This is a genomic window from Microbaculum mangrovi, assembly GCF_051390635.1.
Lineage (GTDB): Bacteria > Pseudomonadota > Alphaproteobacteria > Rhizobiales > Tepidamorphaceae > Microbaculum.
Map to the genome: position 1 here is coordinate 1,175,082 of NZ_JBPODT010000001.1, position 24,936 is coordinate 1,200,017.

The window sequence follows — 24,936 nt, forward strand, 5'->3', positions numbered from 1 at the left end:
CCTCAGAACAGGAAATACATCTGCGCCATCGGCAGCACCTCCGCCGGCGGACAAGTGAGCAATTCGCCGTCGGCCCGCACCTCGTAGGTCTCCGGATTGACGTCGATGCGCGGCGTCGCCGCGTTGTGGATCATGCTCGCTTTGGAAATGGCGCGCGTGCCGGCCACCGGGACCAGCGTCTTCGCCACGCCGAGCCTGTTCGACAGACCCGCATCGACGGCAGCCTGCGACACGAAGGTCACCGAGCTCGTCGTCAGCGACTTGCCGCAGGCGGCGAACATCGGGCGGTATTGAACCGGCTCCGGCGTCGGGATCGAGGCGTTCGGATCGCCCATCGGCGCCGCGACGATCGAGCCGCCGAGCAGCACCATCTCCGGCTTCACGCCGAAGAATGCCGGCGACCACAACACCAGATCGGCGCGCTTGCCGGCCTCGACCGAGCCGATATGCGCCGACATGCCATGTGCGATCGCCGGATTGATCGTGTACTTGGCGACATAGCGCCTGACCCGGAAATTGTCGTTGTCGCCGGTTTCCTCGGGCAAGCGCCCACGCTGTACCTTCATCTTGTGTGCCGTCTGCCAGGTGCGGATCACCACCTCGCCGACCCGACCCATCGCCTGGCTGTCGGAGGCGATGATCGAGAAGGCGCCCATGTCGTGCAGGATATCTTCCGCCGCGATCGTCTCCTTGCGGATACGGCTCTCGGCAAACGCGACGTCCTCGGGGATCGACGGATCGAGATGATGGCAGACCATCAGCATGTCGAGATGCTCGTCGACCGTGTTGCGCGTGTAGGGCCGCGTCGGGTTGGTCGATGACGGCAGGACATTGGCAAGCCCGCACACCCTGATGATGTCCGGCGCATGACCGCCACCCGCGCCCTCCGTATGGAAAGCGTGGATCGTGCGGTCCCTGAAGGCCCGGATCGTATTCTCGACGAAGCCAGACTCGTTCAGCGTGTCGGTGTGGATCATCACCTGCACGTCGTAGTCGTCGGCGACCGACAGGCAGCAGTCGATCGCGCCCGGCGTCGTGCCCCAATCCTCGTGCAGCTTCAGCGAGCAGGCGCCGCCGAGGATCTGCTCGACGAGCCCCTGCGGCCGCGACGCATTGCCCTTGCCGGACAGGCCGATATTCATCGGCAATCCGTCGCAGGCCTCGATCATCCGGCCGATGTGCCAGGGTCCCGGCGTACAGGTCGTCGCCAGCGTCCCGTGCGCCGGGCCGGTTCCGCCGCCGAGCATGGTGGTGACGCCAGAATAAAGCGCCTCGTCGACCTGCTGCGGGCAGATGAAATGGATATGGGCGTCGAACCCGCCCGCGGTCAGGATCTTGCCCTCGCCCGCGATCGCCTCGGTGCCCGGCCCCACGACGATGTCGACACCCGGCTGGATGTCGGGGTTTCCGGCCTTGCCGATGCCGACGATGCGACCGTCCCTGAGCCCGACATCGGCCTTGACGATCCCCCAGTGGTCGACGATCAGCGCATTGGTGATCACCGTGTCGACCGCGCCGTCCTCGCGCGTCACCTGGCTCTGGCCCATGCCGTCGCGGATGACCTTGCCGCCGCCGAACTTCACCTCCTCGCCGTAGGTCGTGAAGTCCTTCTCGACCTCGATCCAGAGATCCGTGTCGGCAAGCCGCAGCCTGTCGCCGACGGTCGGGCCGAACATGTGGGCGTAGTCCTTGCGGGACATCCTAGCCATTGCGCCGAACTCCTGCGTTCCCAGCGGAGCAAATCCGTCGGTGTTTTCGCCCCAGAGATTTTCGACATAGCGATTTTCGCCCCAGCGAATTACGCACCGCCCGTTTCCCTGAAATAGTCCTGAAACGATCCGGACCTAAACGAGCAGCCCGCCGGCCCAGACCTCGGCATCGCGACGCGACGACGTCGGGGACGGAGCTCGTACCAATGGAGAAAAGACCTTGAAAACAATCCGGATTCTGATCTCGGCGGGCGTCATCGCCTGGTTCGTAAGCCCCGCCGAAGCGGAGACGCCGCTCGAACGGGGCACCTACCTGATGAACGGCCCCGCCGCCTGCGCCAATTGCCATTCGCCGATCAACGCCGACGGCACCCCCGTTCCCGGCAAGGAGCTTTCCGGCCGGCTCGTCGACGACAACGAAGCCTTCACCGCCTACGGATCCAACCTGACCCCCGACGAAGAAACCGGGATCGGCGCCTGGACGGACGAACAGATCATCACGGCGATCCGCGAGGGCAAGCGTCCGGACGGAACCATCATCGGCCCGCCGATGCCGATCGGCCTCTATCGCGGCATTTCCGACGCGGATGCCAGGGCAATCGTCGCCTATCTGCGCGCGCTGCCGCCGGTGAAGAACGCCGTGCCGAAATCCACCTACCGAATTTCGCTGCCCCCGAGCTACGGCCCGCCGGTCGGCGAAGTCGCAAGCCCGGAACCGGGCGCAACCGCCGAGTACGGCGCCTATCTCGCCGGTCCTGTCGCCCACTGCATGGAGTGCCACACGCCGATGGGACCGCAGGGACCGGACTTCGCCAATCGTCTCGGCGCCGGCGGTTTCGAGTTCCACGGCCCGTGGGGCGTTTCGGTCACCTCCAACCTGACGCCGCACGAAGATGGCATCGCCGGCTACAGCGACGAGGATCTCGTCGCGATGATAACCACCGGCACGCGTCCGGACGGTACCCGCATGTTGCCGCCGATGGGATATGGCTACTACGCCAACATCAAGCAGGACGACCTCAAGGCGATCATCGCCTACCTGCGCACGCTTCCCGCCCAGCCCGATCCGCAATAACGCACCCGCCATCCCGCCAGGCCCGGACTGCCGGAGTCGGGCCTGGACGGACTTGCCGTGAGTGGACGGACGCATGACCGGCACGCTCAGTTCCCCATGCCCTCGACCAGAATGGTCAGGTCGCCGATGCGCTGGCGCGTCAGACGTTCCAGACATTCGTTGATCACCAGCCCCAGCATCGAGCCGCCGCTGACGAGATAGCCCTCCGCCTGGCAGGCGTCGTCGCGGTAGGGGATCCAATTGCGCTGCGCGGTCTTCAGGGCGTCGGCCGCGCCGCGCTGATCCTCCGGCAGGTAGCCGTCGATCGTCTTCATCGCCACCATTGCCGACTTGTAGAGGTCGTTCAGCTCCGCGTCGGCGGCAAGAAAGGATTGCTCGGCGCAATAGTTGAGCTCGATCTGCACCTGCGGATCGGTGCAATCGATCTTGTCATCGTCTGCCGCGGCAGCGAGGGGCAGCAGGACAAGAAATGTCGCGAGGCTCAGTTTCATTCGACGTTTCTCCCTTTGGCGCGCGCCTAGAGCGCGCCCATGATTTTCTGGTTGAAGCCGTAGACTATACGCGCACCGGAAAGCCGGACGAGCGTCACCTCGCGGGTCTGGCCGGGCTCGAAGCGCACCGCCGTGCCGGCGGGGATATCGAGCCGGAAGCCGCGTGCCGCCTCGCGGTCGAAGTCGAGCGCCTCGTTGGTCTCGTGGAAATGGTAGTGACTGCCGACCTGCACCGGCCGGTCGCCGGTATTGGCGACCGTCAACGTCACTGTCTCGCGCCCGGCATTGAGCGCGATGTCCCCGTCTGCCGGCTCCAGCGCACCGGGCACCGTCGCCGCTTCCGCCGCGCCGCGCACCGGCTGATGCACGGTGACGAGCTTGGTGCCGTCCGGAAACGTCGCCTCGACCTGCACCTCGTGGATCATGTCGGCGACACCCGGCATCACCTGCTCCGCCGAGACGACATGCGCACCGGCCTCCATGAGATCGGCAACCGAGCGACCGTCGCGCGCGCCCTCGACGATGAAGTCGGAGATGAGGGCCATCGTTTCGGGGTAGTTGAGCCTCACTCCGCGCTCGAGCCGCTTGCGTGCGACCATCGCCGCCATGGCGACGAGGAGCTTGTCTTTTTCTCTCGGCGTCAGTTTCACGCCCCGCCTCCCTCGGTTTCTAGATGGACCACGCGCGCGGCGTGCGAATGGCCGTCGCGTTGCAAAGTCTGACGATGGACTGCCGCAGGGCCATGCCATCGTCGGCGACCAGTCGTACGGCCAGCATGCCATCCCAGCCACTCGCCCCGCCGGTCGCCGGGCAGTTCTCGAGTGCCGCGCGTGCCGGCTCGATCCGCGCCTCGGCATTCGGCGCCAGCACCAGGAGCGACGCGAACGCCCGCTTGCCACCGAGCGTGGCGCTGCCGTCGGTTCCCCGGTTCCCGTGGATCGTCGTGTTGTCGGCATAGACGAGCTTGCCACGGCGGCGAACGCGCCAGCGATCCGTGATCAGGCCGTCGCGCACGCTCTCGCCATGCGCGGCACGGCCAAGGATGACGGCTTCGCACAATACGGCTTCCGCATCGTCCTCCATCACCACGTCGAGCCGACGTTCGTAGCGTCCGCCGTCAAACAGAATGGTCTCGTGCGGCAGCCAGGCAAGCCGGGCACCGGCAGCGAGTGTCAGGGAAACGTCGAAACGGCCTTCGCCACCGGGCGACCGGTAGATCTTCTCGGCGGCCTGCGAGGTCAGCGTCAACGCGGCCCCCGCATCGATCTCGGCCTCGACACGGAAGCGGTCGCCGCCAGTGATGCCGCCGGCCGTGTTGAGGAGTACGGCCTCCGGAACCTCGGTATCGGATTGACGGGGGAACCGAACCTTGAGCGAGCCCCCCTGATAGCAGCGGTCGAGCCGGCTGCGCCCCGCGGCGTTCGCGATGCGAACCCGCACTGCCCCCTCGGCGCGCTCCAGACCGGCAGGCTCGAGCGCCCTTTGGACGGGCGCGGCATTCTCAAACCGTGAGACGGCGGCGTACATCGTCTTCGACCATCTCTTCCCGCGTCCCGGCCAGGACGATCTCTCCGCGGTCCATGACCGCGAAACGATCGGCGAGGTCTCGGGCAAAATCGAAATACTGCTCGACCAGCAGAATTGCCATGTCGCCCTTGTCGCGAAGATAGGCGATTGCCCGGCCGATGTCCTTTATGATCGAGGGCTGAATACCCTCGGTCGGCTCGTCCAGCACCAGCAGCCTGGGCCGAGTCACCAGTGCCCGGGCGATGGCGAGCTGCTGCTGCTGGCCGCCCGACAGGTCGCCGCCGCGTCGCCGCTGCATGCTTTTCAGGACCGGAAACAGCTCGAATACCTCGTCGGGCACGGCCCGCTTCACGCCCCGGCCAAGCGCGGCGAAGCCGGTTTCCAGGTTTTCGCGGACGGTGAGTAGCGGAAAGATCTCTCGTCCCTGCGGCACATAGGCGATCCCGCGCTTCGCGCGATCGTAGGGGCGCAGGCCCTTCACGTCGCCGCCCTCCCAGACGATCGCCCCGGCGCTTACCGGATGCTGGCCGACGATCGCCTTCAGCAGCGACGTCTTGCCAACCCCGTTGCGCCCGAGCAGGCAGGTCACCCGGCCAGGCTCGGCCGACAGCGAGACATCCCGGAGCGCCTGGGCGGCGCCGTAGTGCAGATCGACATGTTCGACGTTCAGCATGACGCTAGCGTCCCAGGTAGACTTCGACGACACGGGGATCGGCGGACACGTGATCGAGCGAGCCTTCCGCCAGCACGGAGCCCTCGTGCAGCACCGTGACCTTGACGCCGAGGTCGCGCACGAAGGCCATGTCGTGCTCGACGACGACGACCGACTTGGTCTTGGCGATCTCCTTCAGGAGGATCGCCGTCTGCTCGGTCTCCGCGTCGGTCATGCCGGCCGCCGGTTCGTCGACGAGCAACAGTTTCGGCGCCTGGGCGAGCAGCATGCCGATCTCCAGCCACTGTTTCTGACCATGGCTCAGGTTGGCGGCCACCTCGTAGCTTTTCTCGGTCAGGCGGATCGTCTGAAGCAACGCGTCGATGCGTTCGCGCTCTTCCACGTCGGTGCGGTGAACCAGCGTCGCGAACGGCCCGCGCGGCGCCTTCAGGGCAAGCTCCAGATTGTCCCAGACCGTGTGACTCTCGAATACGGTCGGGCGCTGGAATTTCCGCCCGATGCCAAGCTCCGCGATATCGGTCTCGTCGAGATGCGTCAGGTCGGTATCGCCCTGGAACAGCACGACGCCCTCGTCCGGCCGCGTCTTGCCGGTGATGACGTCCATCATGGTGGTCTTGCCGGCGCCGTTGGGGCCGATGATCGCCCGCATCTCGCCCGCCTCGATGACGAGCGACAGGTCGTTCAGCGCCCGAAACCCGTCGAACGATACGCTGACACCGTCGAGATAGAGAAGCGGAGAGGTCGTGGGCTGGTTCATGCCGCGCTCCTATTCCGCAGCCTGCGGCTTGCCGGCGAGCGTATCGGTGTCGACGCCCGCTTCGGCATCCTCCGAAGCCTCGCGCAAATCCGCGGCCGAGGGCGCCGCAGCGCGCCGGTAGGTCATGGCCTGTACGACCGCCCCGACGATGCCCTTGGGCAGGAACAGCGTCACCGCAACGAACAGGCCGCCGAGCGCGAACAACCAGAGGTCGGGCAGCGCGCCGGTGAAGTAAGTCTTGGCGTAGTTGACCAGCACCGCGCCGATCACCGGCCCCACCAGCGTGCCCCGCCCGCCGACCGCGACCCAGATGACGACCTCGATCGAGTTCGCCGGGGCGAATTCGCTCGGGTTGATGATGCCGACCTGCGGCACGTAGAGCGCGCCCGCGACGCCGGCGAGCACCGCCGACAGGGTCCAGACGAACAGCTTGTAGTGTTCCACCCGGTAGCCGAGGAACCGGGTGCGGCTCTCCGCGTCGCGCACGCCCACCAGCACCTTGCCGAACTTCGAGGACACGACCGCACGGCAAATCACGAAGCCGGCGGCGAGCGCGATCGCCGATGCCGCGAACAGCGCCGCCCGGGTCTCGTCGGCCTGTATGTTGAAGCCAAGGATGTCCTTGAAGTCGGTGAGGCCGTTGTTGCCGCCGAACCCCATGTCGTTGCGGAAGAAGGCGAGCAGCAGGGCGTAGGTCATCGCCTGGGTGATGATCGACAGGTAGACGCCGGTCACGCGCGAGCGGAAGGCGAACCAGCCGAACACGAAGGCGAGCATGCCGGGCATCAGCGCGACCATCACCATCGCGAACGCAAAGTTGTCGAAGCCGTACCAGTACCAGGGCAGCTCCTGCCAGTTCAGGAACACCATGAAATCCGGCAGGTCCGGATTGCCGTAGACGCCGCGGCTGCCGATCTGGCGCATCAGGTACATCCCCATCGCGTAGCCGCCGAGCGCGAAGAAGGCGCCGTGGCCGAGCGACAGGATGCCGGCGAAGCCCCAGATCAGATCGACCGACAGCGCCAGCAGCGCGAAGGTCAGGTACTTGCCAAACAGCGTCACCACATAGGTCGGGACGTGGAAGGGGTTCGACGGCGGCAGGCCGAGGTTCATCGCCGGCACCAGCACGGCGAGCGCCAGCAGGATGGCGAGGAAGGTCGCCGAATAGCGGTTGATGCCCCTGAGGATCATGCCTCGACCGCCCGGCCCTTCAGCGCGAACAGGCCGCGCGGGCGCTTCTGTATGAACAGGATGATGAAGACGAGCACCAAGATCTTGCCGAGCACCGCGCCGGCATAAGGCTCGAGGAACTTGTTGACGACGCCGAGCGTCATCGCGCCGACGAGCGTGCCCCACAGGTTGCCGACGCCGCCGAACACCACGACCATGAACGAGTCGATGATGTAGCCCTGCCCGAGATTGGGGCCGACATTGTCGATCTGGCTGAGCGCCACGCCGGCGATCCCGGCGATCCCCGAGCCCAGTCCGAAGGTGAACGCGTCGACCCAGGGCGTACGGATCCCCATCGAGCCGGCCATCGGCCGGTTTTGCGTCACCGCGCGCATCCTCAGGCCGAATGAGGTGCGCTTTAGCGCGATCACCAGCAGCGCGAAGACGGCGAGCGCGAACAGCACGATGACGAGCCGGTTCCAGGTTATCGACAGTCCGCCGATCTCGAAGGCGCCCGACATCCACGACGGCGCGCCAACCTGCCGGTTGGTCGGCCCGAAGATCGTGCGCACGGCCTGCTGCAGGATCAGCGACAGTCCCCAGGTGGCGAGCAGCGTCTCGAGCGGCCGCCCGTAGAGGAAGCGGATGATACCCCGCTCGATCGCGATGCCGATCAGTCCGGCGACCAGGAAGGCGAGCGGCAGGGCGATGACGACGGAGGCGTCGAACAGGCCCGGCGCATGGTTGCGGATCACGTCCTGCACGACGAAGGTCACATAGGCGCCGATCATCACCATCTCGCCGTGCGCCATGTTGATGACGCCCATAACGCCGAAGGTGATGGCAAGTCCGATTGCCGCGAGCAGCAAGACGGATCCGAGCGACAGGCCGTACCAGACGTTCTGGACCGCATCCCACAGGGAGAGGATCTGGTCGACATCGCCGATCGCCTGTTCGGCCGCGGCTTTCACCTCCCCCTCGCTGTTGGCAGCGACCGCCGTGAGCAGGCTCAGCACGTCACGGTCGCCGCGCGCGGCAACGGTTTCGATGGCGGCGATCTTCGCTGCATCGTCGGCGTCCGAGGACAGGACGATCGCGGCGCGCGCCTGCTCCATCGTGGCGCGGACCGCAGCGTCGCTCTCGGCCTCGATTGCGCCGTCGAGCACCTCCGCCATGTCCGTGTCGGGTGACTTGAACAGCGTCTCCGCGGCGGATGCCCGTGTCGCGAAATCGGGCGAGCGGAGCGTCAGCCCGGCGAGCGCACCGCGAATGACACGGCGCAGGTTGTTGTTGACGCGGATCTTGTCCACCACCGAACGACCCGCCGTGCCCGCATCCTCGCCGGTCAACGGATCGGTCAGCGTATAGTCGCTGCCCGCGCGTTCGGCGACGAAAACCCGTTTGTCGGACTTTCGGACGTAGAGATCGCCCTCGCCGAGGGCCTCCAGCACCGACGCCACCGCCGGATCGCCGGTCGCGCCGAGCACCGCGATCGCACGCTCGGTCTCGTCGAAACCGCCCACCCCGAGCGCATCGACGAGGCCACGCAGGTCCTGGGCGACCGCTGGCAGGGCCGAAACGCTCAGGACAAGCGCGAGGACGGCAGCAAGACGTCTGAGGACAGGCAGGGCAGACATATGTCGTCCGGGATGATTGGGTTTTGGATGACCGGCTCGATTGCCAGGAGAAGCCGTCGCCGGCCGGGTTTGGCGTTGGCCGCGACCCGCCGGCGACGTCCCCTCTGGTAGCTCTTCAGGCGATCAGGAGCCCTGGCCGCCGCACTTGCCGGAAGCCACGTTGAAGTTCCCGCAGGACATCGGCGCGCGCCAATCGGAGATCAGGTCCCTGGAGCCCTCGAGATAGTCGGACCAGGCATCGCCAGGCACGAGGCCCGAGGTTTCCCAGACGGTCTCGAACTGGCCGTCGTCCTGAATCTCACCGATCAGCACCGGCTTGGTGATGTGGTGGTTCGGCATCATCGCCGAGTAGCCGCCGGTCAGGTTCGGCACGGCGACGCCGATCATCGCATCGATCACCGCATCCGGGTCGGTGGTGCCGGCCTTCTCGACCGCCTTCACCCACATGTTGAAGCCGATGTAGTGGGCTTCCATCGGGTCGTTGGTGACGCGGTCCGCGTTCTTGATGAACTCATGCCAGGCGGCGATGAAGTCCTCGTTCTCCGCAGTGTCGGCGCTCATGAAGTAGTTCCAGGCCGCGAGGTGGCCGACGAGCGGCGCGGTATCGAGACCGGCAAGCTCCTCCTCGCCCACGGAGAACGCCACGACCGGAATGTCCTCGGCCTTGATGCCCTGGTTGCCCAGTTCCTTGTAGAACGGCACGTTGGCATCGCCGTTGATGGTGGAGACCACCGCCGTCTTCTTGCCGGCCGAGCCGAACGCCTTGATCTCGGAAACGATCGACTGCCAGTCGGAGTGACCGAACGGCGTGTAGTTGATCAGGATGTCCTCGGCGGCGACGCCCTTAGCCCTCAGGTACGCCTCGAGGATCTTGTTGGTGGTGCGCGGGTAAACGTAGTCGGTGCCCGCCAGCACCCAGCGCTCGACGCCTTCGACATCCATCAGATAGTCGACGGCGGGGATCGCCTGCTGGTTCGGGGCAGCCCCCGTGTAGAACACGTTCCTGGAGGATTCCTCGCCCTCGTACTGCACCGGATAGAACAGGATGCCGTTCAGCTCCTCGAACACCGGCAGAACCGACTTGCGGCTGACCGACGTCCAGCAGCCGAACACCGCCGCCACCTTGTCCTGGGTTATCAGCTCGCGCGCCTTCTCGGCGAACAACGGCCAGTCGGAAGCCGGGTCGACAACGACCGCTTCCAGCTTCTTGCCGAGAAGACCGCCCTTCTTGTTCTGCTCCTCCACGAGCATCAGCATGACATCCTTCAGGGTCGTCTCGGAAATCGCCATCGTTCCCGACAGCGAATGCAGAATGCCAACCTTGATGGTGTCTTCTTGTGCATGCGCCGGTGCGCCCGTCACCGATAGCGCGACGGCCGCAGCCCCCAGTACCGCACTCGCGCCTGTCCAGATCCTCGACATGTGACAACTCCCCTCTCTGAGCGGCGGCCGAACAGTCGGCCACCGTGATGCTGCATCGCAAAAGCCGGGCCAAGTCGGTGCAGCGCCGCGGAGTCGTCCGTAAGGAATTGAAAAATCGAGGATTTCAGAGAAGCCAAAAAAACTACTGGGCTATCGGCACTGCAAAAGAAATCAGCGCGGTCGAGCGCCGTGCGATTATTTCGTGAGCATAATGACCATTGCCGAAAATATAGCCACACGCGAAAACCGCACGGCAAGCGCCCTCCCGGTCACCGGGGAGCGATCGCGGAAACCGTGGGGGCGCACGGAACGGCGGCGGTTCAGGACGCGCCGCCCTCCGGCGTGGCCTCAGCGGCCTCCATATCCCTGATCGCCTGCTCTTCCGCCGCCAGTCGCTCGCGCGTACCGGCCCGGTCCGTCGCCAGGAAGGTGTAGATCACCGGCAGCACGAACAGCGTGAACAGGGTGCCAATCAGCAGCCCGGCGACAATCACCACCGCGATCGAGAAGCGGCTCGCCGCACCGGCACCGGCGGCGAACAGGAGCGGCAGCAGCCCGGCGACCATCGCCGCGGTCGTCATCAGGATCGGGCGCAGCCGCAGTTCGGCGGCATGCTGCACCGCCTCCGCACGCGACTGGCCGAATTGCTCCTGCTGCTCGCGCGCAACTTCGCAGATCAGGATCCCGTGCTTGGTGATCAGGCCGATCAGCGTCACCAGTCCGATCTGACTGTAGATGTTCAATGAGGCGACGCCGAGCGCCAACGGTATAAGCGCGCCGACGATCGACAGCGGGACCGACACCAGGATCACCAGCGGATCGCGCAGGCTCTCGTATTGGGCGGCGAGCACCAGATAGATCACGACCAGCGCGAAGACGAACACGAGATAGAGCGCGCTGCCTTCCTGGATGTATTGGCGCGAGGTGCCGGCATAGTCGACGGAGAAGCCGTCCGGCAGCGAGCGGGCCGCCTCCTGCTGGAGAAATTCAAGCGCGACGCCCGGCGTCAGGCCGATCATCGGAACCGCGTTGATCGTCGCGGCGTTGAGCTGGTTGAACCGGTTGAGGCTGATCGGCGCGACTTCCTGATCGATCTCGACGAGGCTCGACAGCGGAACCATGTCGCCGCTCGCGGTCTTCACGTAATACCCGCCAAGCTGCTCGGGGATGAGCCGGTCCGCACGCGGAACCTGCGGTATCACCTGGTAGGAGCGGCCGCCGAGATTGATGAGGTTGACGTAGTTACCGCCGGTCATCATCGCCAGCGTCGCGCCGATGTCGCGCATGCTGACGCCGATCGCGCCGGCCTTGTCGCGATCGATCTTGATGATCGTCTGCGGCGTGTCGAACTTCAGGTCCGTATCCAGAAACAGGAACATGCCGCTGTCGCGGGCCGCCTCGACGATGCGATCCGTCACCTGGAGAAGCTGCTCGTAGTCCGCCGTCGTCTGGACGACGAACGAGACCGGAAAGCCCGCCCCGGACGTCGGCAGCGGCGGCGGCGAGAAGACCGAGCCCTTGATGCCGGGGATCTTGTTCAGGTTCTCCTGGATTACCGGCTGCATCTCCTGGGCGGTGCGCTCGCGCTCGCTCCACGGCACGAAGGTACCGATACCGATCGCCGAACTCGCAGTGCTGCCGTCGAAACCGACGATATTGAAGGCGAGCTCCGTTTCCGGGAGGTCGGTAAAGGCCTCCGCGACATCGTCGGAGAACAGGTTCATGAAGTCGATGTTGGCGTAGCTCGGCCCATTGTAGAGCGTGAACAGCGCGCCCTGGTCCTCATCCGGCGCGAGTTCCTGCTGGATCGACGGAAACAGAACGCCGATCATGCCGAATACGATGAGCGCGAACACAATCGTCGTCGGCCGGTCCCGCAGGGATGCCCCGAGCGCCCGCCCGTAGCCGCGCTGCAGGCGGCCGAACACCTTGTCGATCTTCGCCGCGAAACCGCCTTGGGCACTGTGCGTCAGGACCTTCGAGCACATCATCGGCGACAGCGTGAGCGCGACTATGCCCGACACCACCACGGCGCCGGCGAGCGTCAACGCGAACTCCCGGAACAGCGTGCCCGTCAATCCGCCGGTCAGCGCGATCGGCGCGTACACGGCCGCCAGCGTTATGGTCATCGAGATGACCGGGTTGGCGATTTCGCGCGTTCCCTTGATCGCCGCCTGGAACGGCGTGAGCCCTTCCTCGATATGGCGGTGGATATTCTCCAGAACCACGATGGCGTCGTCCACGACGAGGCCGATCGCGAGCACCATCGCAAGCAGCGACATCAGATTGATGGAGAAACCAAGCGCGTAGAGCGCCGTCATGACGCCGATCAGCGACAGCGGGATGGTCACCATCGGTATGACGGTGGCACGGAAGGATCCGAGGAACAGGAAAATGACCACGATGACGATCAGCGCCGCCTCCGCGACCGTCTTCACCACCTCGAAGATGGATTCCTGAATGAACTCGGTGGCGTCGTAGGCGATCTCGAGATCGAGCCCTTCCGGGAGTTCGTTCTGGATTCGGGGCAGTTCCTTGCGGACGGCATCGATAACGGTGATCTCGTTGGCGTCCGAGGCGACCTGAATGCCAAGGAACACGGCCGACTTGCCGCCGACGATCACCGCCGAGTCGGCGCTTTGCGACCCGAGGCCGATCGTCGCCACGTCTCCGAGCCGGACGATATCCGTACCGTTGTTGCGCACCACCAGCGCCCGGAAATCCTCAACCGTGGTCGCATCCGTCTCGGCCCGGTTGGTGACGATGTCGTAGTAGCCCTTGGTGGCGCCGGCGGCCGACGAATAGTTGTTGGCCTGCAGGGCGGCCAGCACCTCGGCGGCCGACAGGTTGAACTGGGCGAGTTTCACCGGATCGAGCCACACCCGCATCGCGAAGGTGCGGTCGCCGAGAATCTCCGGCGAGGCGACGCCCGGGATGACCGACAGCTCGGGCTGCACCACGCGGCTCAGATATTCGGTGATCTGCTCCTCGTTCAGGATCGGCGAGGTAAAGGCGACGTACATCGACGCGAACGTGCTGCCCGTCGCCTTCACCAACACAGGATCGTTGATGTCGGAGGGCAGCTGCGCGCGCACCTGGTTGACCTTCGCTGTCACGTCGGTCATCGCGGCGTTGGCGTCGTAGTTCAGGCGCACATAGACCTGGATCACGCTGACGCTCTGCGCGCTCCTCGAGGTCAGGTAGTCGATACCGTCCGCCGTTGCCACCGCCTTCTCGATCGGCTGCGTCACGAAGCCCTGCATGAGGTTCGCGTCCGCGCCGGGATAGGTGGTGGTGATGGTGATGACCGTGTTCTGCATCTCCGGGTACTGACGCACCTGGAGACTGAACACAGATTGCAGGCCGACCACGAAGATCAGCAGGCTGACGACGACGGCGAGGACCGGTCGGCGGATGAAGATATCGAACACCGTCTGTCTCCGTCCGCGCTAGTAGGGCTGTTGCGTCACGTCCGGCCGCGTCAGCGGTTCGGACGCCGCGTCGATCTGCATGCCTGGGGACAGCTTGAGCTGGCCCGAGGTCACCACCGTCTCGCCGGCCTCGACGCCCGTCTCGATGACGACCATGCCGTCGCGCCGGTCTCCGGCCTCGACGATAACGCGCTTGACCGTCGGATGGTCGGCGCCTTCGGCCTTCGGCTCGACGATGTAGACGAAGTCGCCGTAGAGATTGTAGCTCACCGCAGATTCCGGGATCACCACCACATTGCGCTCGTCGGCGAGGTCGACCTGGACGCTTACGAACATGCCGGGACGCAGGATGCCATCGGGATTGGGAAGGCTGCCTTCCACCCGGATGACGCCGGTGGCGGAGTCGACTTTCGGTTCCAGCGACGTGATCTCGCCGGTGAACGTCTTGCCGGGAACGACATCGGCGAAGACCTGTATCGTGCGGCCCGGCACGACCTCGCGGACGTCGCGCTGCCCGACCGAGAATTCCACCCGCAGATTGGTCAGGTCCTGAAGATTGACGATCGCCGTACCTGGCTGGATGTACTCGCCGACGTCGACTCGGCGAATACCGAGCTTGCCGTCGAACGGCGCCGTGATCGTCTTCTTTGAGATTTCCGCGTCGAGCGCGGCGACCCGCGCCTTCGCCGCCTGCATGGCGAACAGGTTTTCGTCGATCCGCGCCTGCGAGACGACGGCGCCCTGCTTCAACGAGCTGACGCGCTTGTAGTTCGCCTCCGTCAGTTGCGCGTCGGCCTCCGCCGCGTCTCGGTTGGCCTGCAGGATGTCGGAATCGAGGACGACCAGCGTCTGGCCGGCTCTTGCCTCCTGGCCGGACTTAAAGAGGATCTTCTGGATCTGGCCCGGAACCGCGGCCGTGACATCGACGCCGTTGAACGCCCGCAGCGTGCCGACCGCGGGAACCGTCGTGTTCCACTTCTCCGTTTCCGCGTCTGCGACCGTGACGGTGACCACCGGCTTCGGCATGTTGGCGAAGAACTCGGCGATCTTCATGTTCTTGAACTGGATGAAGCCGTACACGCCGCCGAAAACGACGCCGGCCCCTACCAGCATCACCGCCATCCGTTTCCACCGCATGCGTCACTCCAGTCCACAAAAACGCACGCGGCCATTCGCGGCCGCGTGACTCAAAATCCGAGGCCGTTATTTATTGCACAGCAGCAAAGGCTGCCAGTCCCCCTCGGCGGTCTGATGTCACGGAAGCGTGATGAGCGGACTTTCGGTCAGAGGCCGATGTCCGCGGAATTGCAGGCGTGGAGCGGAGAGATCTGCGTTTTTCGCATACCACCCCGAGCGTTCAACGCGACCTTCGTCTATCCGTCCGGACCAATCGCTTCCCGAATATAGCGCGCGTTGAAGGCCGCATAGCCCTCCGAGAGGTTTTCCAGCCTGTCCTTGAAGCGCGAATGAACCTCCGGCAGCGCATGGAAGGGAATGCCCATGAACGCATGGTGCTCCGTGTGATAGGGCATGTTCCAGGCGACGAATCGGACAAGTCGCGTCGTCAGCGTGGTGCGGGTGTTGGCGAAAGGATCGCCGATAAAGGCGCATAGCCCGTGTTCGGCCAGGAGGTAAAGCCTCAGCGTTGGCTGACCGAGCAGCATCGGCACGATCCAGTACCAGAGCAACATGTCGGTTCCGAACGCCACCGATCCGACAGCCAGCGCGCAATAGAGAAGAAGGAACCAACGCGCCTCGGCAACAACGCGCGGTTTCAGTCCTTCGGACACGTAATGTTCAGGGACGATCCCGCCTGCGTGAGTAACGAGGCCCGCGATGGCGCCGGCCCAGACCTTGAGCCCGCTGACATGCCACAGGTAAAGCGGCCATGTGTCGACGCGCTTGTGGTCGAGTTCCGGGTCCTCACCGAGGATCTGCGTGTGCCGGTGATGGGCGAGATGGAAGGCACGAAACCAGGCCGGCGGCACAATGGTGACGAAGCCTGCAACGTGGCAGACGGCCGCATTCAGCCAAAGCGACGCAAAAGCGGTGCGGTGCATCGTCTCGTGTACGGCGCAGAACAGAAAGACCAGGAAGACGCCCTGAAGAAACATGGCCGGTACCACTAGCCAGTTGCCGGACGTCGCGTAGATCAGCAGAGAGGCAAGCGCGATCAGCCCGACGTGCCCACCAAGGCGCAGGAGCCCCTTTGCGTCGGACCGCGCCGAATGCGCCTTCAGAAACCGTTTGTCGCCGGGCTCAAGAACGACCGGGCCACCCATCTGAAAACTCCCAGTTTGAAGTTCCCAACGCCGGAGTCTAGCGCCGCAAATACGCTGCGGCAACGAGCGCCCAAGAGGCAACAGAAGGCGGGACAACGCACGAAGCGCCAGTTCCGCGACATCCGGCTCCCGGTGGTCCCGTGTTTCCAATGACCGTTAGGGCAGATCGGCGGCAGACCGTCTGGGAGAAAACCCGGCGCGCTTCTAGCCCGCCGCCAATGCCAAAACCTTTGGTTCCGGCGCGCCGCGCAGAAGCTTCTTCACGCCGGCACTCGCAGCGACCTCGCCCTTGTTGGCATAGGCCTCGTGCTGACGTTCGATCGACTTGGGATCGTAGAGATAGTTGACCATTAGCCCGTAGGACTCGGATAGGCCTTTGGGCGACGTATCTCCAAGAAAGTCGATCTGCTCGAGCCGCGCGCCGTTGCCGAGATGGAAGCGCGCCACCGGATCGGGTAGCGTGCCACGGTCGGTCTTGGCCTGCAGGTAGTACTGCGCGGCCAGGCGCGCCAGCACCGGACGCACCTCCTCCACGATCGCGGCATCGTCGTTCCAGCCCGGCGTGTCCGTCAGCGCCAGCACGGCTTCGTCATCGGGCAGCAACATGCCGTTGGTCTCCGAAGTACGCTGCGCCTCGACCCACCGCCGAAAGGTCGGCGCCGGCGACAGCGTCACGAAGCTTTTCAGCGATGGGAACGCGCGCGCCAGCTCATCGACGACCTGCTTGATCAGGAAATTGCCGAAGGAAACACCGCGCAGGCCCGTCTGGCAGTTCGAGATCGAATAAAAAACCGCCGTCGTCGCCTGCGAAGGATCAATCGGCTGCCGGTCCTCGGCGAGGATCGGCCCGATCGCATCGGGAATCCCGCTCGTCAGCGCGACTTCGACGAAGATCAGCGGCTCGTCGATGAGCGCGGGATGAAAGAAGGCGAAAAGTCGCCGGTCCGGCGGATCGATGCGCCGACGCAGGTCGTCCCAGCCGTTGATCTCGTGCACCGCCTCGTAGCGGATGATTTTCTCCAGGATCGCCGCCGGCATCGACCAGTCGATGCGGCGCAGTACCAGGAAACCGCGGTTGAACCAGGACCCGAGAAGATGAGCGAAATCGTCGTCGACCGGCTTGAAATCGGGATGGTCGCGGAGGCGCTGGAGCAGGTCCTCTCGCATGGCGACCAACGCCGCCGTCCCTCCGGGGGCCCGGTTCAAACGGCGGATCAGCTCTTGCCGGCGCGGTTCCGACGCGCCGTGAAGTGTCATCGCGTTGGCTTCGCTCGGATCCTCGATATAGGCGCGCGCCGCCTCTCGCACCGTTTCGGGATCGGCACCGAACTCGGTGGCGAGCGCCCGGAAGAACCCGGTACGTCCCGCCGAATCCAGACTCGCATAGGTGTCGAGCAGATCACGCGCCATCGCAACGCCTGTCGCCTCGCCGCGGCCGGACAGGAGATCCTCGGCAAGCCCGGCAACGCTCCGGCCGGACGGCCGTCGTTCCCGACCGCGCTCGACGATGGCGCGCCCCCGGTCGACAATCGTCGACAACAGATCGTTGAAGAAATACGAGGTCATCGTAGCCTTTCCCCGAACGGCCGAACCGGCAACCTTGTCGCCAAAGTCATATAGGCGCCCGCGCGCCTCCGGCGACACCTCGTATATCGCCGAGATCAGCGCGGCGCGAGCCGATCCGCTCATTTTCCACATCGCCGGCCGACGCCGGTCTTCGTTCAAGCTTCCCATAGCCCCGTTACCTTGCCGCTAACGCCGAATGGAATCGGATTGCGGCGAGTCTCCCAAGTTTCCGTGACGCTGCGATATCGGTGGCGTCTTCGACGGTGTCCGGCCGGCCTCCGCACCGGCGTAGCTCCGCCTGAACCGTACCGCGGCAACGCGCGAACGCGGCTGGGACACCACGCGGGCTCGGGGATGGCGACCCACGTCTCCCCGACGATCGACGATGTCGCCCGGGCGGCATTGAAACCGATGTATGCTTCGAACACGGAACGGATACCGACATAAGCAGACAAGGGAGCGCTGGATGCCGACGCAAGCCGAGAAGGGAGTGAAATTCGAAGACCTGCACCATGACACCGGACCATTCGTCCTCCCGAATGTATGGGACATCGGATCGGCGCAGCTGTTTGCGGGGCTTGGATACAAGGCGCTGGCCACGACCTCGTCCGGCTTCGCCTACACGCACAACTTTCGCGACGGCGAAGGGGATTTCGGCCTCGATCAGGCGCTCGCCCATGCACGTGCAATCGTTGAGGCGACCGGCCTGCCTGTTTCGGCCGACCTGGAGAACGGCTATGCCGACGATCCCGACGGTCTCGCAGAAACGATCACGAAAGCCGCAGCCGCGGGGCTCGTCGGTTGCACCATCGAGGACACCCATCCAGGCGATCCGGGCTTCTACCCGTTCGACGTCGCCGTCGCCCGCATCGAAGCGGCGGTCATGGCGGCCGGGTCGCTGCCGTTCCCCTTCACGGTGACGGCGCGTGCCGACGGACTTATCCAGGGCTTTTACGATCTCGACGAGGCGATCCGTCGGTTGCAGGCCTACGAAGCGTTGGGCGCGCCCGTTGTCTACGCCCCGTTCCTGAAGAGCCTGGATGACATCAAGCGCGTCTGCGCCTCGGTGAAGACGCCGGTCAATCATCTGGCCGGCCTGGGCGTCCCGGGCGAGACCGTCGAGTCTCTCGGCGAGGCCGGCGTGAAGCGGATCAGCCTCGGCGGCTCGCTTGCCCGCGTCGCGCTCGGGGCGGCCTACAAGGCCGGCAAGCAGATCGCGGAGACCGGAACCTTCGACGAGGTCACCGCGGCCCCTGGCTGGAAACCCATTCTCGCGGCGATAAACGCGGGCAAGCCCATGTGAGCCGGCGGCACCACACGCGCTAGAAGGGCCGCGGCCTTAGGCCGGAGGGGCCTTCGGCAACGACAGCCGATCGCTTTCACCCGCGCCGCCGCGATCCTCGAGGTCCCGTCTACACCGTGTGCAGGTAGAGATCGTAGTCCACGTCGGGAATGGTGCGGGCGACGCGGGCGTATTCGGCCGCTTTCACGGCCGTGAAGGTGCGATGCATGTCCTCGCCGAGCGCGTCCTTGAGGAAGGCCGAGCCCTGTGCGGCGCGGATCGCCTCGCCCCAGTCGCGCGCGATCGCCAGGCTGTCACCGTCCTTGTAGGCGTTGCCCTCGCGCGCCGGGCCGGGGTCGATGCGGTTCCTGAGCCCGTGGCGGATACCCGCGAGCACCGTGGTGGCGACGAGATAGGGATTGGCATCCACGCCCGACGGCCGATGCTCGATCCTGCGCGCTATCCGGTCGCCGGCGGGAATGCGCAGCGCGACGGAGCGGTTGTTGAAGCCCCACGACGGCGACACCGGCGCATAGCTCTGCGACGAGAAGCGGCGCCAGGAATTGGCGTGCGGCGCGAAGACGAGCATCGATTCCGCCATCGTCTCCCTCAAGCCTCCGAGCGCATGCAGGATCGTGGGTCTCCACGCCCCTTCGGTCTCCTCGACGAAGACGTTGCCGCCGTTATCGTCCATCAGGCTGACGTGGAAATGCATGCCCGAGCCCGCGTACTGCTCCACCGGCTTGGCCATGAAGCATGCCGTGACGCCATGCGCCCGCGCCTGGGCGCGCACGATACGCTTGATGCGCATCAGGTCGTCCGCTGCCTGCATGACATCGGTGCGGTAGTGCAGCGTCAGCTCGTACTGGCCCGGCGCGAATTCGGAAATCAGTGTCTCGGCCTGAATGCCGGCCAATTCGGCGCCCGCATAAACATCAGAGAACAGCGGCAGCATTCCGTGCAGGTGATCCACGGAGTAGACCTCCGTCCTGTGGCTCTCGCGCCCGTCGAGCAGATCGGCTGCGGGCCGCACTCTGCCGTCCGGCCCGCGGTCGTTGGACAGCAGGAAGAACTCGAGCTCGAAGGCGCCGGCGGCATGCAGCCCCTCCGCGGCGAGCGCATCCACCTGCCGCTGCAGCGCATGGCGCGGGTCCGAGGTCATTGGCCGCCCGTCGAGTTCGTAGAGCGACACGAAGACCTCACCGCGCGCAGGCGTCGTGTTGTGCAGGGGTTTCAGCGTTCCCGGGACCGGCCACGCGCGCAGGTCGCCGTCGCCCTGATCCCAGATCAGGCCGGTCTCGTGCACGTCCTCTCCGCAGATATCGAGGCCGAGGATGGAGATCGGCACGTGCCGGCCATGGCCGAAGAGACCGGCCAGCTCGTGACGACGGATGATCTTGCCCCGGCCGATGCCGTTCGAATCGTGCAGCACGATGTCGATGGCCTCGATCTGTGGATACGCGGCAAGAAAGGCGTCCGCTTCGGCCGGCGTGGAGCCGGAAGGGCTTTCGTTTGTCATTGTTTCACCCGGGAAAATCGCAAAGCGCCACGTCAAAGGCGGCAACGGCGTGGTCAATCCGCGCCGACTTCATCGCCGGCGCAATCGGCATCGGAATGTGGAAGCGAGCGATCAGGTCGGTCATGGTTGTCTCGGACGGACGCGTTACCTATACGGCGGGGGTCCCGGACCGATCCGGGGCGCCTTCCCGCGTTCGAAGACCGGCAAGGTGTCCCCGCGGTCGTCGAATGCACGTGTGTATCATGGCTTCGCTGGCTGTCAGGCAAGCGGAAATTCGAATGCCGGTCGGGATAGAAGCACGGTCACGATGGACCGGCAGCCCTTTGTGATTGAGGTAAAGACCGATGACGAGCGAGACCCGGATGATCGTCTACCATATCCCCGTCTGCCCATTCAGCCAGCGGCTCGAGATCCTTCTGGACTTGAAGGGCCTCACGGACGCCGTGACCTTCCACAAGGTCGACATCACCGTGCCCCGCCCCGACTGGCTGCAGGAAAAGCTTCGCAATACGACAGCCCTGCCGGCCCTGGAGACGGAGGACGGCCGGATCGTCAAGGAGAGCCTTGTCATCCTGCGCTATCTCGAGGATCGCTTCCCCGAGCCCTTGATCCGGCAGGCCGATCCCTATCGCCACGCCGTCGAGAACATGCTGATCGCCTTCGAAGGCAACTTCGCGACGACCGGCTACCGCTATGTGCTGAACCAGGACCGCGACCAGAAGGATGCGTTCCGGCAATCCATGCTGGCGCAATACCGCAAACTCGACGATTTCCTCGCCCACCACAGCCCGGAGGGTACTTTCCTGTTCGAAGACTTCGGGCTCGCCGAAACCGTCTTCACGCCGATGTTCATGCGGTTCTGGTTCCTCGACTATTACGAGGACTTCGCCCTGCCGGATACGGCGGACTACGCGCGCGTCCGCAGATGGCGCGACGCCTGCATGACCCATCCGGCCGCGCGACAGGTGACGCACGACGAGATCATCAAGCTCTACTACGACTATGCCAAGGGTGCGGGGAACGGCGCCCTGCTTCCCGGGCGGCGCTTTTCCAGCTTCGTCTTCGAACCGCACTGGGCGACGCGGCCGATGCCACCGCGCGACAAGTACGTCGTTAGCGCGACCGACACGGAACTGGGCCTTGTGGTGTGAGAGTCCGGCGCGGCGGACTGAATTGCGATGTGCGACGACGCTCCCGGCTGACGTGAATGGTGCGGACTGCTCGCCGCAACACTGACGGCGGGCGCTCCGGTTGCGGATCGGAGACACCACCACACTGAATGCCCGCATCGAGCCGTGGCGCTGGGCATCTCGTCGGATCACGAAGAATTGGCGGTTCGCGGCGCGCTCCCCCTCTACGCCCCCCGGTGGCCGACGCCATCCGCGACGGACACCGCGCCCGACGCGGGGGCGCCGCGCTGCAAAAAAACGATCCCGGCAAGCACGAGGACCACGCCGATGGCCTGCGCCCCGTCAAGCCGCTCCCTGAACAGGGTGGCGCCGATCGCGAGCCCGAGAATCGGCACCAGAAACGTGAAGGCGTTCGCTCGGCTCAGGTCCACCTCCCGCAGCACCGAAAACCAAAGCCAGAAGGCAAGAGAGGTGCCGAGCACGGACAGGACAAGGAGGACGAGGACGAACTCGGCCGACCAGACCTGCGACGAGATTTCTTCCGTCGAGACGGACAGGAGCGCGAGGGGGACCGCGCCGATAAGCATCTGGAAGCCCATCGCCATGATCGCGTCCGCTTTTCCGGTGAGCCGCTTGATGGCGAGGTTTCCTATGGCGACTCCGGCCGCAGCCAGTGCGACATAGCCAATGCCGAGACCGTAGCCAGTGCCTTCATCGGAGGTGAGACCGGGCCACGCGATTGCGACGATTCCGGCGAATCCGAGCGCGAGGCCGGTCATTCCGAGACTCTTCAACCGCTCGCCCAACACGGCATGGGCCAGGACCGCCGCAAGCAGCGGCTGTGCATTGGCGATCACGGTCGCCAGGCCCGGCGCGATGAACTCGGCGGCATGGAACATGCCGAAAAATCCCAGGCTCGTCGTACCGGCCGCCACCACGGCGATGAGCCCCCAGGATGACACACCGCGCGGAACGGGACGGTGCAAGGCGATCCCCAGCAAAAGGAGACACGCGCCCGCCAGGGCCGCGCGCATGGCCGCGAACGCAAGATGCGGTGCCAGATCCAGGCCTATCGTGATGAGCGGGAAGCAACTCGCCCACAGGACCATCACGGCGACTAGGCGAAGCACTGTGCCGGCGCTCACCCGTCAAACCTCGCGGCGGCGTGTCGAAAAGGGCCTCGCCAGGGAAAGGCAACGTATCTTTCCCGATCCGGTCCAGGTGGGGTGTTCATATCCGTTTCCGATCCTGGTTTGGCGTCGGGTGCGGCATCAGCTGTCGGTAGAGACGGTCGGTATCGCGCTTGCGGGCGAGTTCCGTCCCGGGCGTCAGCAGCGCCGCCGTCCCCCTTTCCGTTCTGCTCTGCCAGGGCCCAGCACGACCGCACCTAGCCGATGCGCACCGTGGTGTCGTCAAGGAACCTGTATGGAGGAACATCGAGATTGCGCGGGGCTGGCCCGCGCCTGACCCGACCGGAGGTATCGTAAAGCGATCCGTGACAGGGGCAGAACCAGCCGCCATAGGCGCCGCGCGGGTCCCCGGCTCTCTGGCCCAGGGGTATGCATCCAAGATGGGTGCATACGCCGACGACGATAAGCCATTCGGGCCGCTCGATCCGCTCGGCATCGGCAGCCGGATCGATCAGACGCGGATTGTTGTCGTCGGCCCGCGCCTGAGCGATCTGTTCGGGGTCGCGACGCACGACAAAGACGGGACGGCTCTGCCACATCACCGAAACGCGTTGGCCAACGTCTATCGAGGCGAGATCGATCTCGACGATCGACAGCGCGGTGACATCCGCCGACGGATTCATGGTGTCGATGAATGGCCACAGGGCCAATGCCGTCCCGACGGCCGCCACCGAGCCGGTTGCGATATAGAGGAAATCGCGACGCCGGGGCTCCGAGCCTGGGCGATCGGCGGCAGCCTCCGCACCGGTCCTCATGTCGTCACTCCTCCTCGTCGGCGTCGTGTGCCATTTCCTGCCCCGTGGCCGGCCTCACCCTGCGTGCGCTCGATTGGATCTTCGCGACGGCACGGTCGGATGCACCCTCACGGAAGGACCACCATCTGGTGCGCCACCCCCCGGACGGGGATGGTGCCGCGTGACGTCAGGGTCGCTTCGTCGACAACCCAGACCTCGGGCTCTTCGCGGCTGGAGACGTAGAGCTTCCCGGTGCCGCGGACGACGGCGAGATGATAGGGACCGGGTCCTATCGAAGCCGTGCGCATACTGCCGGAAGGCAGGTCGATCGCCACGACCTTGTCTTCGCCGCTCCCGCTGACGAACAGCGTGTCGCCATCGTCGGAGATATCGAGACCATGAAGTTCACCGCCCACCGCGAAGGTCCGGTCGACGCCACCTTGCTCGATGGCGAGAGCGGAGACGGACCCGGCCTCGACGTTGGCGACGTACAAGGTGCGCCCGTCCGGCGCCAGGACGATATGCTCGGGGGAGTCTCCGGCCGGCAGGTCGCGTCGAACGACCCACCGGTCGACGTCGATCTCGCTGACGGTGCCGTCGCTGGCGTTGCTGACGTAGACCAGGCTGCCATCGGCACTGAACACCGCGTAATTCGGCATCGCTCCGGTACGAACGAGCTTCCGAACGGTCAGGTCGGACAGATCGACGACGCTGATACCATCGGCATTGGGATGGGTCGCGACGGCATAGCGGCCGTCCGGCGAGACGGCGACATGATGGACGGCGCCCGGAACTTCGAGACGCCGGACGGGCTTGCCGTCGTCGGCGTCAATGACCGTGAGGATACTGACCGCGTTGCCGGGAGAAGCGCCCGTTCGCGCCGCCGCGCCATGGTGAGCTGCGTGCTCGTCTTCGGACACGTCAGCCGGGCGGTCGACGGCCGGCATCTGGTCGGATGACGTCTCGGCGTAGCTGCCGGCGACCAGGTAGCGCCCGCCAGCGGCGGCGCCCAGGCCATGGACATCGGGGAGCCCCTTGATGCGGCCGACGACGGTGTCCGTCCCGGCATCGATGACGATCGCCTCACCGGCACTACCCTCGGGTATATATACGGTCGCGGCCTGCGCCACGCCGAGGAAAGCGATCAACAACGCCGGCACTCCGGTCGATATCGTGACGCACCGCTTCATGAAATCCTCCTGTCGCCGTGGCTAAGCCAGGCTGCGCACGTTCAAACACGTGCCATCACGGGCGCGATTTGAGCAGCCGCCCACCCGGACGTCCTTAAGGGAGATTAAAGATCGGCCGGCAACCTTCGACACGCACGGCAGGGTCGGCCCA

General features: G+C 65.3%; 21 protein-coding genes. 4 read left to right on the forward strand and 17 right to left on the reverse strand.

From position 1 onward, the window contains the following. Positions 1–2: 2 nt before the first annotated feature. Entirely contained in the window at positions 3–1,709 is a 1,707-nt protein-coding gene (ureC, locus tag ACSF9G_RS05630) for an urease subunit alpha (RefSeq protein ID WP_436639328.1), read from the reverse strand. A gap of 220 nt (positions 1,710–1,929) precedes the next feature. On the opposite strand from ureC, the gene ACSF9G_RS05635 reads away from it, so the two are divergent. Continuing rightward, a complete protein-coding gene (locus ACSF9G_RS05635; protein ID WP_436639330.1) occupies positions 1,930–2,784 on the forward strand; it encodes a c-type cytochrome in 855 nt (284 codons plus the stop codon). An 86-nt stretch (positions 2,785–2,870) separates the two neighbouring features. On the opposite strand, the gene ACSF9G_RS05640 is transcribed toward ACSF9G_RS05635, so the two are convergent. The 8 genes from ACSF9G_RS05640 to urtA form a co-directional block, all read right to left on the reverse strand. Further along, positions 2,871–3,275 (reverse strand): lysozyme inhibitor LprI family protein, encoded by a 405-nt coding sequence (locus ACSF9G_RS05640; protein ID WP_436639332.1) that lies wholly within the window; start codon positions 3,273–3,275, stop codon positions 2,871–2,873. 26 nt (positions 3,276–3,301) lie between these two features. Next, positions 3,302–3,925, reverse strand: a complete 624-nt coding sequence (locus ACSF9G_RS05645) for an urease subunit beta (RefSeq protein WP_436639334.1) — start codon at positions 3,923–3,925, stop codon at positions 3,302–3,304. A 19-nt stretch (positions 3,926–3,944) separates the two neighbouring features. Then, positions 3,945–4,715: an urease accessory protein UreD gene (locus tag ACSF9G_RS05650; RefSeq protein ID WP_436639336.1), complete on the reverse strand. Its 771-nt coding sequence runs from the start codon at positions 4,713–4,715 to the stop codon at positions 3,945–3,947. Positions 4,716–4,776: 61 nt separating this feature from the next. Continuing rightward, positions 4,777–5,475 (reverse strand): urea ABC transporter ATP-binding subunit UrtE, encoded by a 699-nt coding sequence (gene urtE, locus ACSF9G_RS05655; RefSeq protein ID WP_436639338.1) that lies wholly within the window; start codon positions 5,473–5,475, stop codon positions 4,777–4,779. 4 nt (positions 5,476–5,479) lie between these two features. Beyond that, a complete protein-coding gene (gene urtD / locus ACSF9G_RS05660; protein WP_436639340.1) occupies positions 5,480–6,232 on the reverse strand; it encodes an urea ABC transporter ATP-binding protein UrtD in 753 nt (250 codons plus the stop codon). A 9-nt stretch (positions 6,233–6,241) separates the two neighbouring features. After that, positions 6,242–7,423, reverse strand: a complete 1,182-nt coding sequence (urtC, locus tag ACSF9G_RS05665) for an urea ABC transporter permease subunit UrtC (RefSeq protein ID WP_436639342.1) — start codon at positions 7,421–7,423, stop codon at positions 6,242–6,244. Then, the gene (gene urtB, locus ACSF9G_RS05670) at positions 7,420–9,039 is read right to left on the reverse strand and encodes an urea ABC transporter permease subunit UrtB (protein ID WP_436639344.1); all 1,620 of its coding nucleotides are present in this window, start codon (positions 9,037–9,039) and stop codon (positions 7,420–7,422) included. The genes urtC and urtB overlap by 4 nt, the downstream gene beginning before the upstream one ends. A gap of 123 nt (positions 9,040–9,162) precedes the next feature. Beyond that, the gene (gene urtA / locus ACSF9G_RS05675) at positions 9,163–10,461 is read right to left on the reverse strand and encodes an urea ABC transporter substrate-binding protein (protein WP_436639346.1); all 1,299 of its coding nucleotides are present in this window, start codon (positions 10,459–10,461) and stop codon (positions 9,163–9,165) included. Between the two features lie 47 nt (positions 10,462–10,508). Between urtA and ACSF9G_RS05680 the strand changes: the two genes are divergently transcribed. Further along, on the forward strand, positions 10,509–10,667 hold the full coding sequence (locus tag ACSF9G_RS05680; protein WP_436639348.1) for a hypothetical protein: 159 nt from the start codon (positions 10,509–10,511) through the stop codon (positions 10,665–10,667). A gap of 114 nt (positions 10,668–10,781) precedes the next feature. Here the strand turns inward: ACSF9G_RS05680 and ACSF9G_RS05685 are convergent, their stop codons facing one another. From ACSF9G_RS05685 to ACSF9G_RS05700, 4 genes are all read right to left on the reverse strand, one after another. After that, the gene (locus ACSF9G_RS05685; protein ID WP_436639350.1) at positions 10,782–13,892 is read right to left on the reverse strand and encodes an efflux RND transporter permease subunit; all 3,111 of its coding nucleotides are present in this window, start codon (positions 13,890–13,892) and stop codon (positions 10,782–10,784) included. Between the two features lie 18 nt (positions 13,893–13,910). Next, positions 13,911–15,029, reverse strand: coding sequence for an efflux RND transporter periplasmic adaptor subunit (locus ACSF9G_RS05690; RefSeq protein ID WP_436639352.1), 1,119 nt, complete (start codon positions 15,027–15,029; stop codon positions 13,911–13,913). A gap of 236 nt (positions 15,030–15,265) precedes the next feature. Continuing rightward, positions 15,266–16,174 carry a fatty acid desaturase gene (locus ACSF9G_RS05695; protein ID WP_436639354.1) on the reverse strand — a complete coding sequence of 303 codons (909 nt, stop codon included), beginning with the start codon at positions 16,172–16,174 and terminating at the stop codon, positions 15,266–15,268. 204 nt (positions 16,175–16,378) lie between these two features. After that, positions 16,379–17,740 carry a malonyl-CoA decarboxylase gene (locus ACSF9G_RS05700; RefSeq protein WP_436639356.1) on the reverse strand — a complete coding sequence of 454 codons (1,362 nt, stop codon included), beginning with the start codon at positions 17,738–17,740 and terminating at the stop codon, positions 16,379–16,381. A gap of 466 nt (positions 17,741–18,206) precedes the next feature. Here ACSF9G_RS05700 and ACSF9G_RS05705 point away from each other — a divergent pair, with 466 nt between their 5' ends. Further along, positions 18,207–19,043: an isocitrate lyase/PEP mutase family protein gene (locus ACSF9G_RS05705; RefSeq protein ID WP_436639358.1), complete on the forward strand. Its 837-nt coding sequence runs from the start codon at positions 18,207–18,209 to the stop codon at positions 19,041–19,043. A gap of 109 nt (positions 19,044–19,152) precedes the next feature. Here the strand turns inward: ACSF9G_RS05705 and ACSF9G_RS05710 are convergent, their stop codons facing one another. Further along, positions 19,153–20,541, reverse strand: a complete 1,389-nt coding sequence (locus ACSF9G_RS05710) for a glutamine synthetase family protein (protein ID WP_436639360.1) — start codon at positions 20,539–20,541, stop codon at positions 19,153–19,155. Between the two features lie 344 nt (positions 20,542–20,885). On the opposite strand from ACSF9G_RS05710, the gene ACSF9G_RS05715 reads away from it, so the two are divergent. Further along, the gene (locus tag ACSF9G_RS05715) at positions 20,886–21,692 is read left to right on the forward strand and encodes a glutathione S-transferase family protein (protein ID WP_436639362.1); all 807 of its coding nucleotides are present in this window, start codon (positions 20,886–20,888) and stop codon (positions 21,690–21,692) included. Positions 21,693–21,895: 203 nt separating this feature from the next. Here the strand turns inward: ACSF9G_RS05715 and ACSF9G_RS05720 are convergent, their stop codons facing one another. The 3 genes from ACSF9G_RS05720 to ACSF9G_RS05730 all read right to left on the reverse strand — a co-directional run bounded on the left by ACSF9G_RS05720 (position 21,896) and on the right by ACSF9G_RS05730 (position 24,785). Then, positions 21,896–22,816 (reverse strand): DMT family transporter, encoded by a 921-nt coding sequence (locus ACSF9G_RS05720; protein ID WP_436639364.1) that lies wholly within the window; start codon positions 22,814–22,816, stop codon positions 21,896–21,898. 242 nt (positions 22,817–23,058) lie between these two features. Beyond that, a complete protein-coding gene (gene petA, locus ACSF9G_RS05725) occupies positions 23,059–23,616 on the reverse strand; it encodes a ubiquinol-cytochrome c reductase iron-sulfur subunit (RefSeq protein ID WP_436639366.1) in 558 nt (185 codons plus the stop codon). A gap of 107 nt (positions 23,617–23,723) precedes the next feature. Next, positions 23,724–24,785: a YncE family protein gene (locus ACSF9G_RS05730; protein ID WP_436639368.1), complete on the reverse strand. Its 1,062-nt coding sequence runs from the start codon at positions 24,783–24,785 to the stop codon at positions 23,724–23,726. Positions 24,786–24,936 lie beyond the last annotated feature (151 nt).

Excerpts from the sequence above, each read along its gene's own strand:
- ureC (WP_436639328.1), bottom strand. The coding sequence starts at position 1,709 with ATGGCTAGGATGTCCCGCAAGGACTACGCCCACATGTTCGGCCCGACC.
- ACSF9G_RS05640 (WP_436639332.1), bottom strand. The coding sequence starts at position 3,275 with ATGAAACTGAGCCTCGCGACATTTCTTGTCCTGCTGCCCCTCGCTGCC.
- urtE (WP_436639338.1), bottom strand. The coding sequence starts at position 5,475 with ATGCTGAACGTCGAACATGTCGATCTGCACTACGGCGCCGCCCAGGCG.
- urtD (WP_436639340.1), bottom strand. The coding sequence starts at position 6,232 with ATGAACCAGCCCACGACCTCTCCGCTTCTCTATCTCGACGGTGTCAGC.
- urtC (WP_436639342.1), bottom strand. The coding sequence starts at position 7,423 with ATGATCCTCAGGGGCATCAACCGCTATTCGGCGACCTTCCTCGCCATC.
- urtB (WP_436639344.1), bottom strand. The coding sequence starts at position 9,039 with ATGTCTGCCCTGCCTGTCCTCAGACGTCTTGCTGCCGTCCTCGCGCTT.
- urtA (WP_436639346.1), bottom strand. The coding sequence starts at position 10,461 with ATGTCGAGGATCTGGACAGGCGCGAGTGCGGTACTGGGGGCTGCGGCC.
- ACSF9G_RS05680 (WP_436639348.1), top strand. The coding sequence starts at position 10,509 with ATGCTGCATCGCAAAAGCCGGGCCAAGTCGGTGCAGCGCCGCGGAGTC.
- ACSF9G_RS05690 (WP_436639352.1), bottom strand. The coding sequence starts at position 15,029 with ATGCGGTGGAAACGGATGGCGGTGATGCTGGTAGGGGCCGGCGTCGTT.
- ACSF9G_RS05695 (WP_436639354.1), bottom strand. The coding sequence starts at position 16,174 with ATGGGTGGCCCGGTCGTTCTTGAGCCCGGCGACAAACGGTTTCTGAAG.
- ACSF9G_RS05700 (WP_436639356.1), bottom strand. The coding sequence starts at position 17,740 with ATGACCTCGTATTTCTTCAACGATCTGTTGTCGACGATTGTCGACCGG.
- ACSF9G_RS05705 (WP_436639358.1), top strand. The coding sequence starts at position 18,207 with ATGCCGACGCAAGCCGAGAAGGGAGTGAAATTCGAAGACCTGCACCAT.
- ACSF9G_RS05710 (WP_436639360.1), bottom strand. The coding sequence starts at position 20,541 with ATGACAAACGAAAGCCCTTCCGGCTCCACGCCGGCCGAAGCGGACGCC.
- ACSF9G_RS05715 (WP_436639362.1), top strand. The coding sequence starts at position 20,886 with ATGACGAGCGAGACCCGGATGATCGTCTACCATATCCCCGTCTGCCCA.
- petA (WP_436639366.1), bottom strand. The coding sequence starts at position 23,616 with ATGAGGACCGGTGCGGAGGCTGCCGCCGATCGCCCAGGCTCGGAGCCC.
- ACSF9G_RS05730 (WP_436639368.1), bottom strand. The coding sequence starts at position 24,785 with ATGAAGCGGTGCGTCACGATATCGACCGGAGTGCCGGCGTTGTTGATC.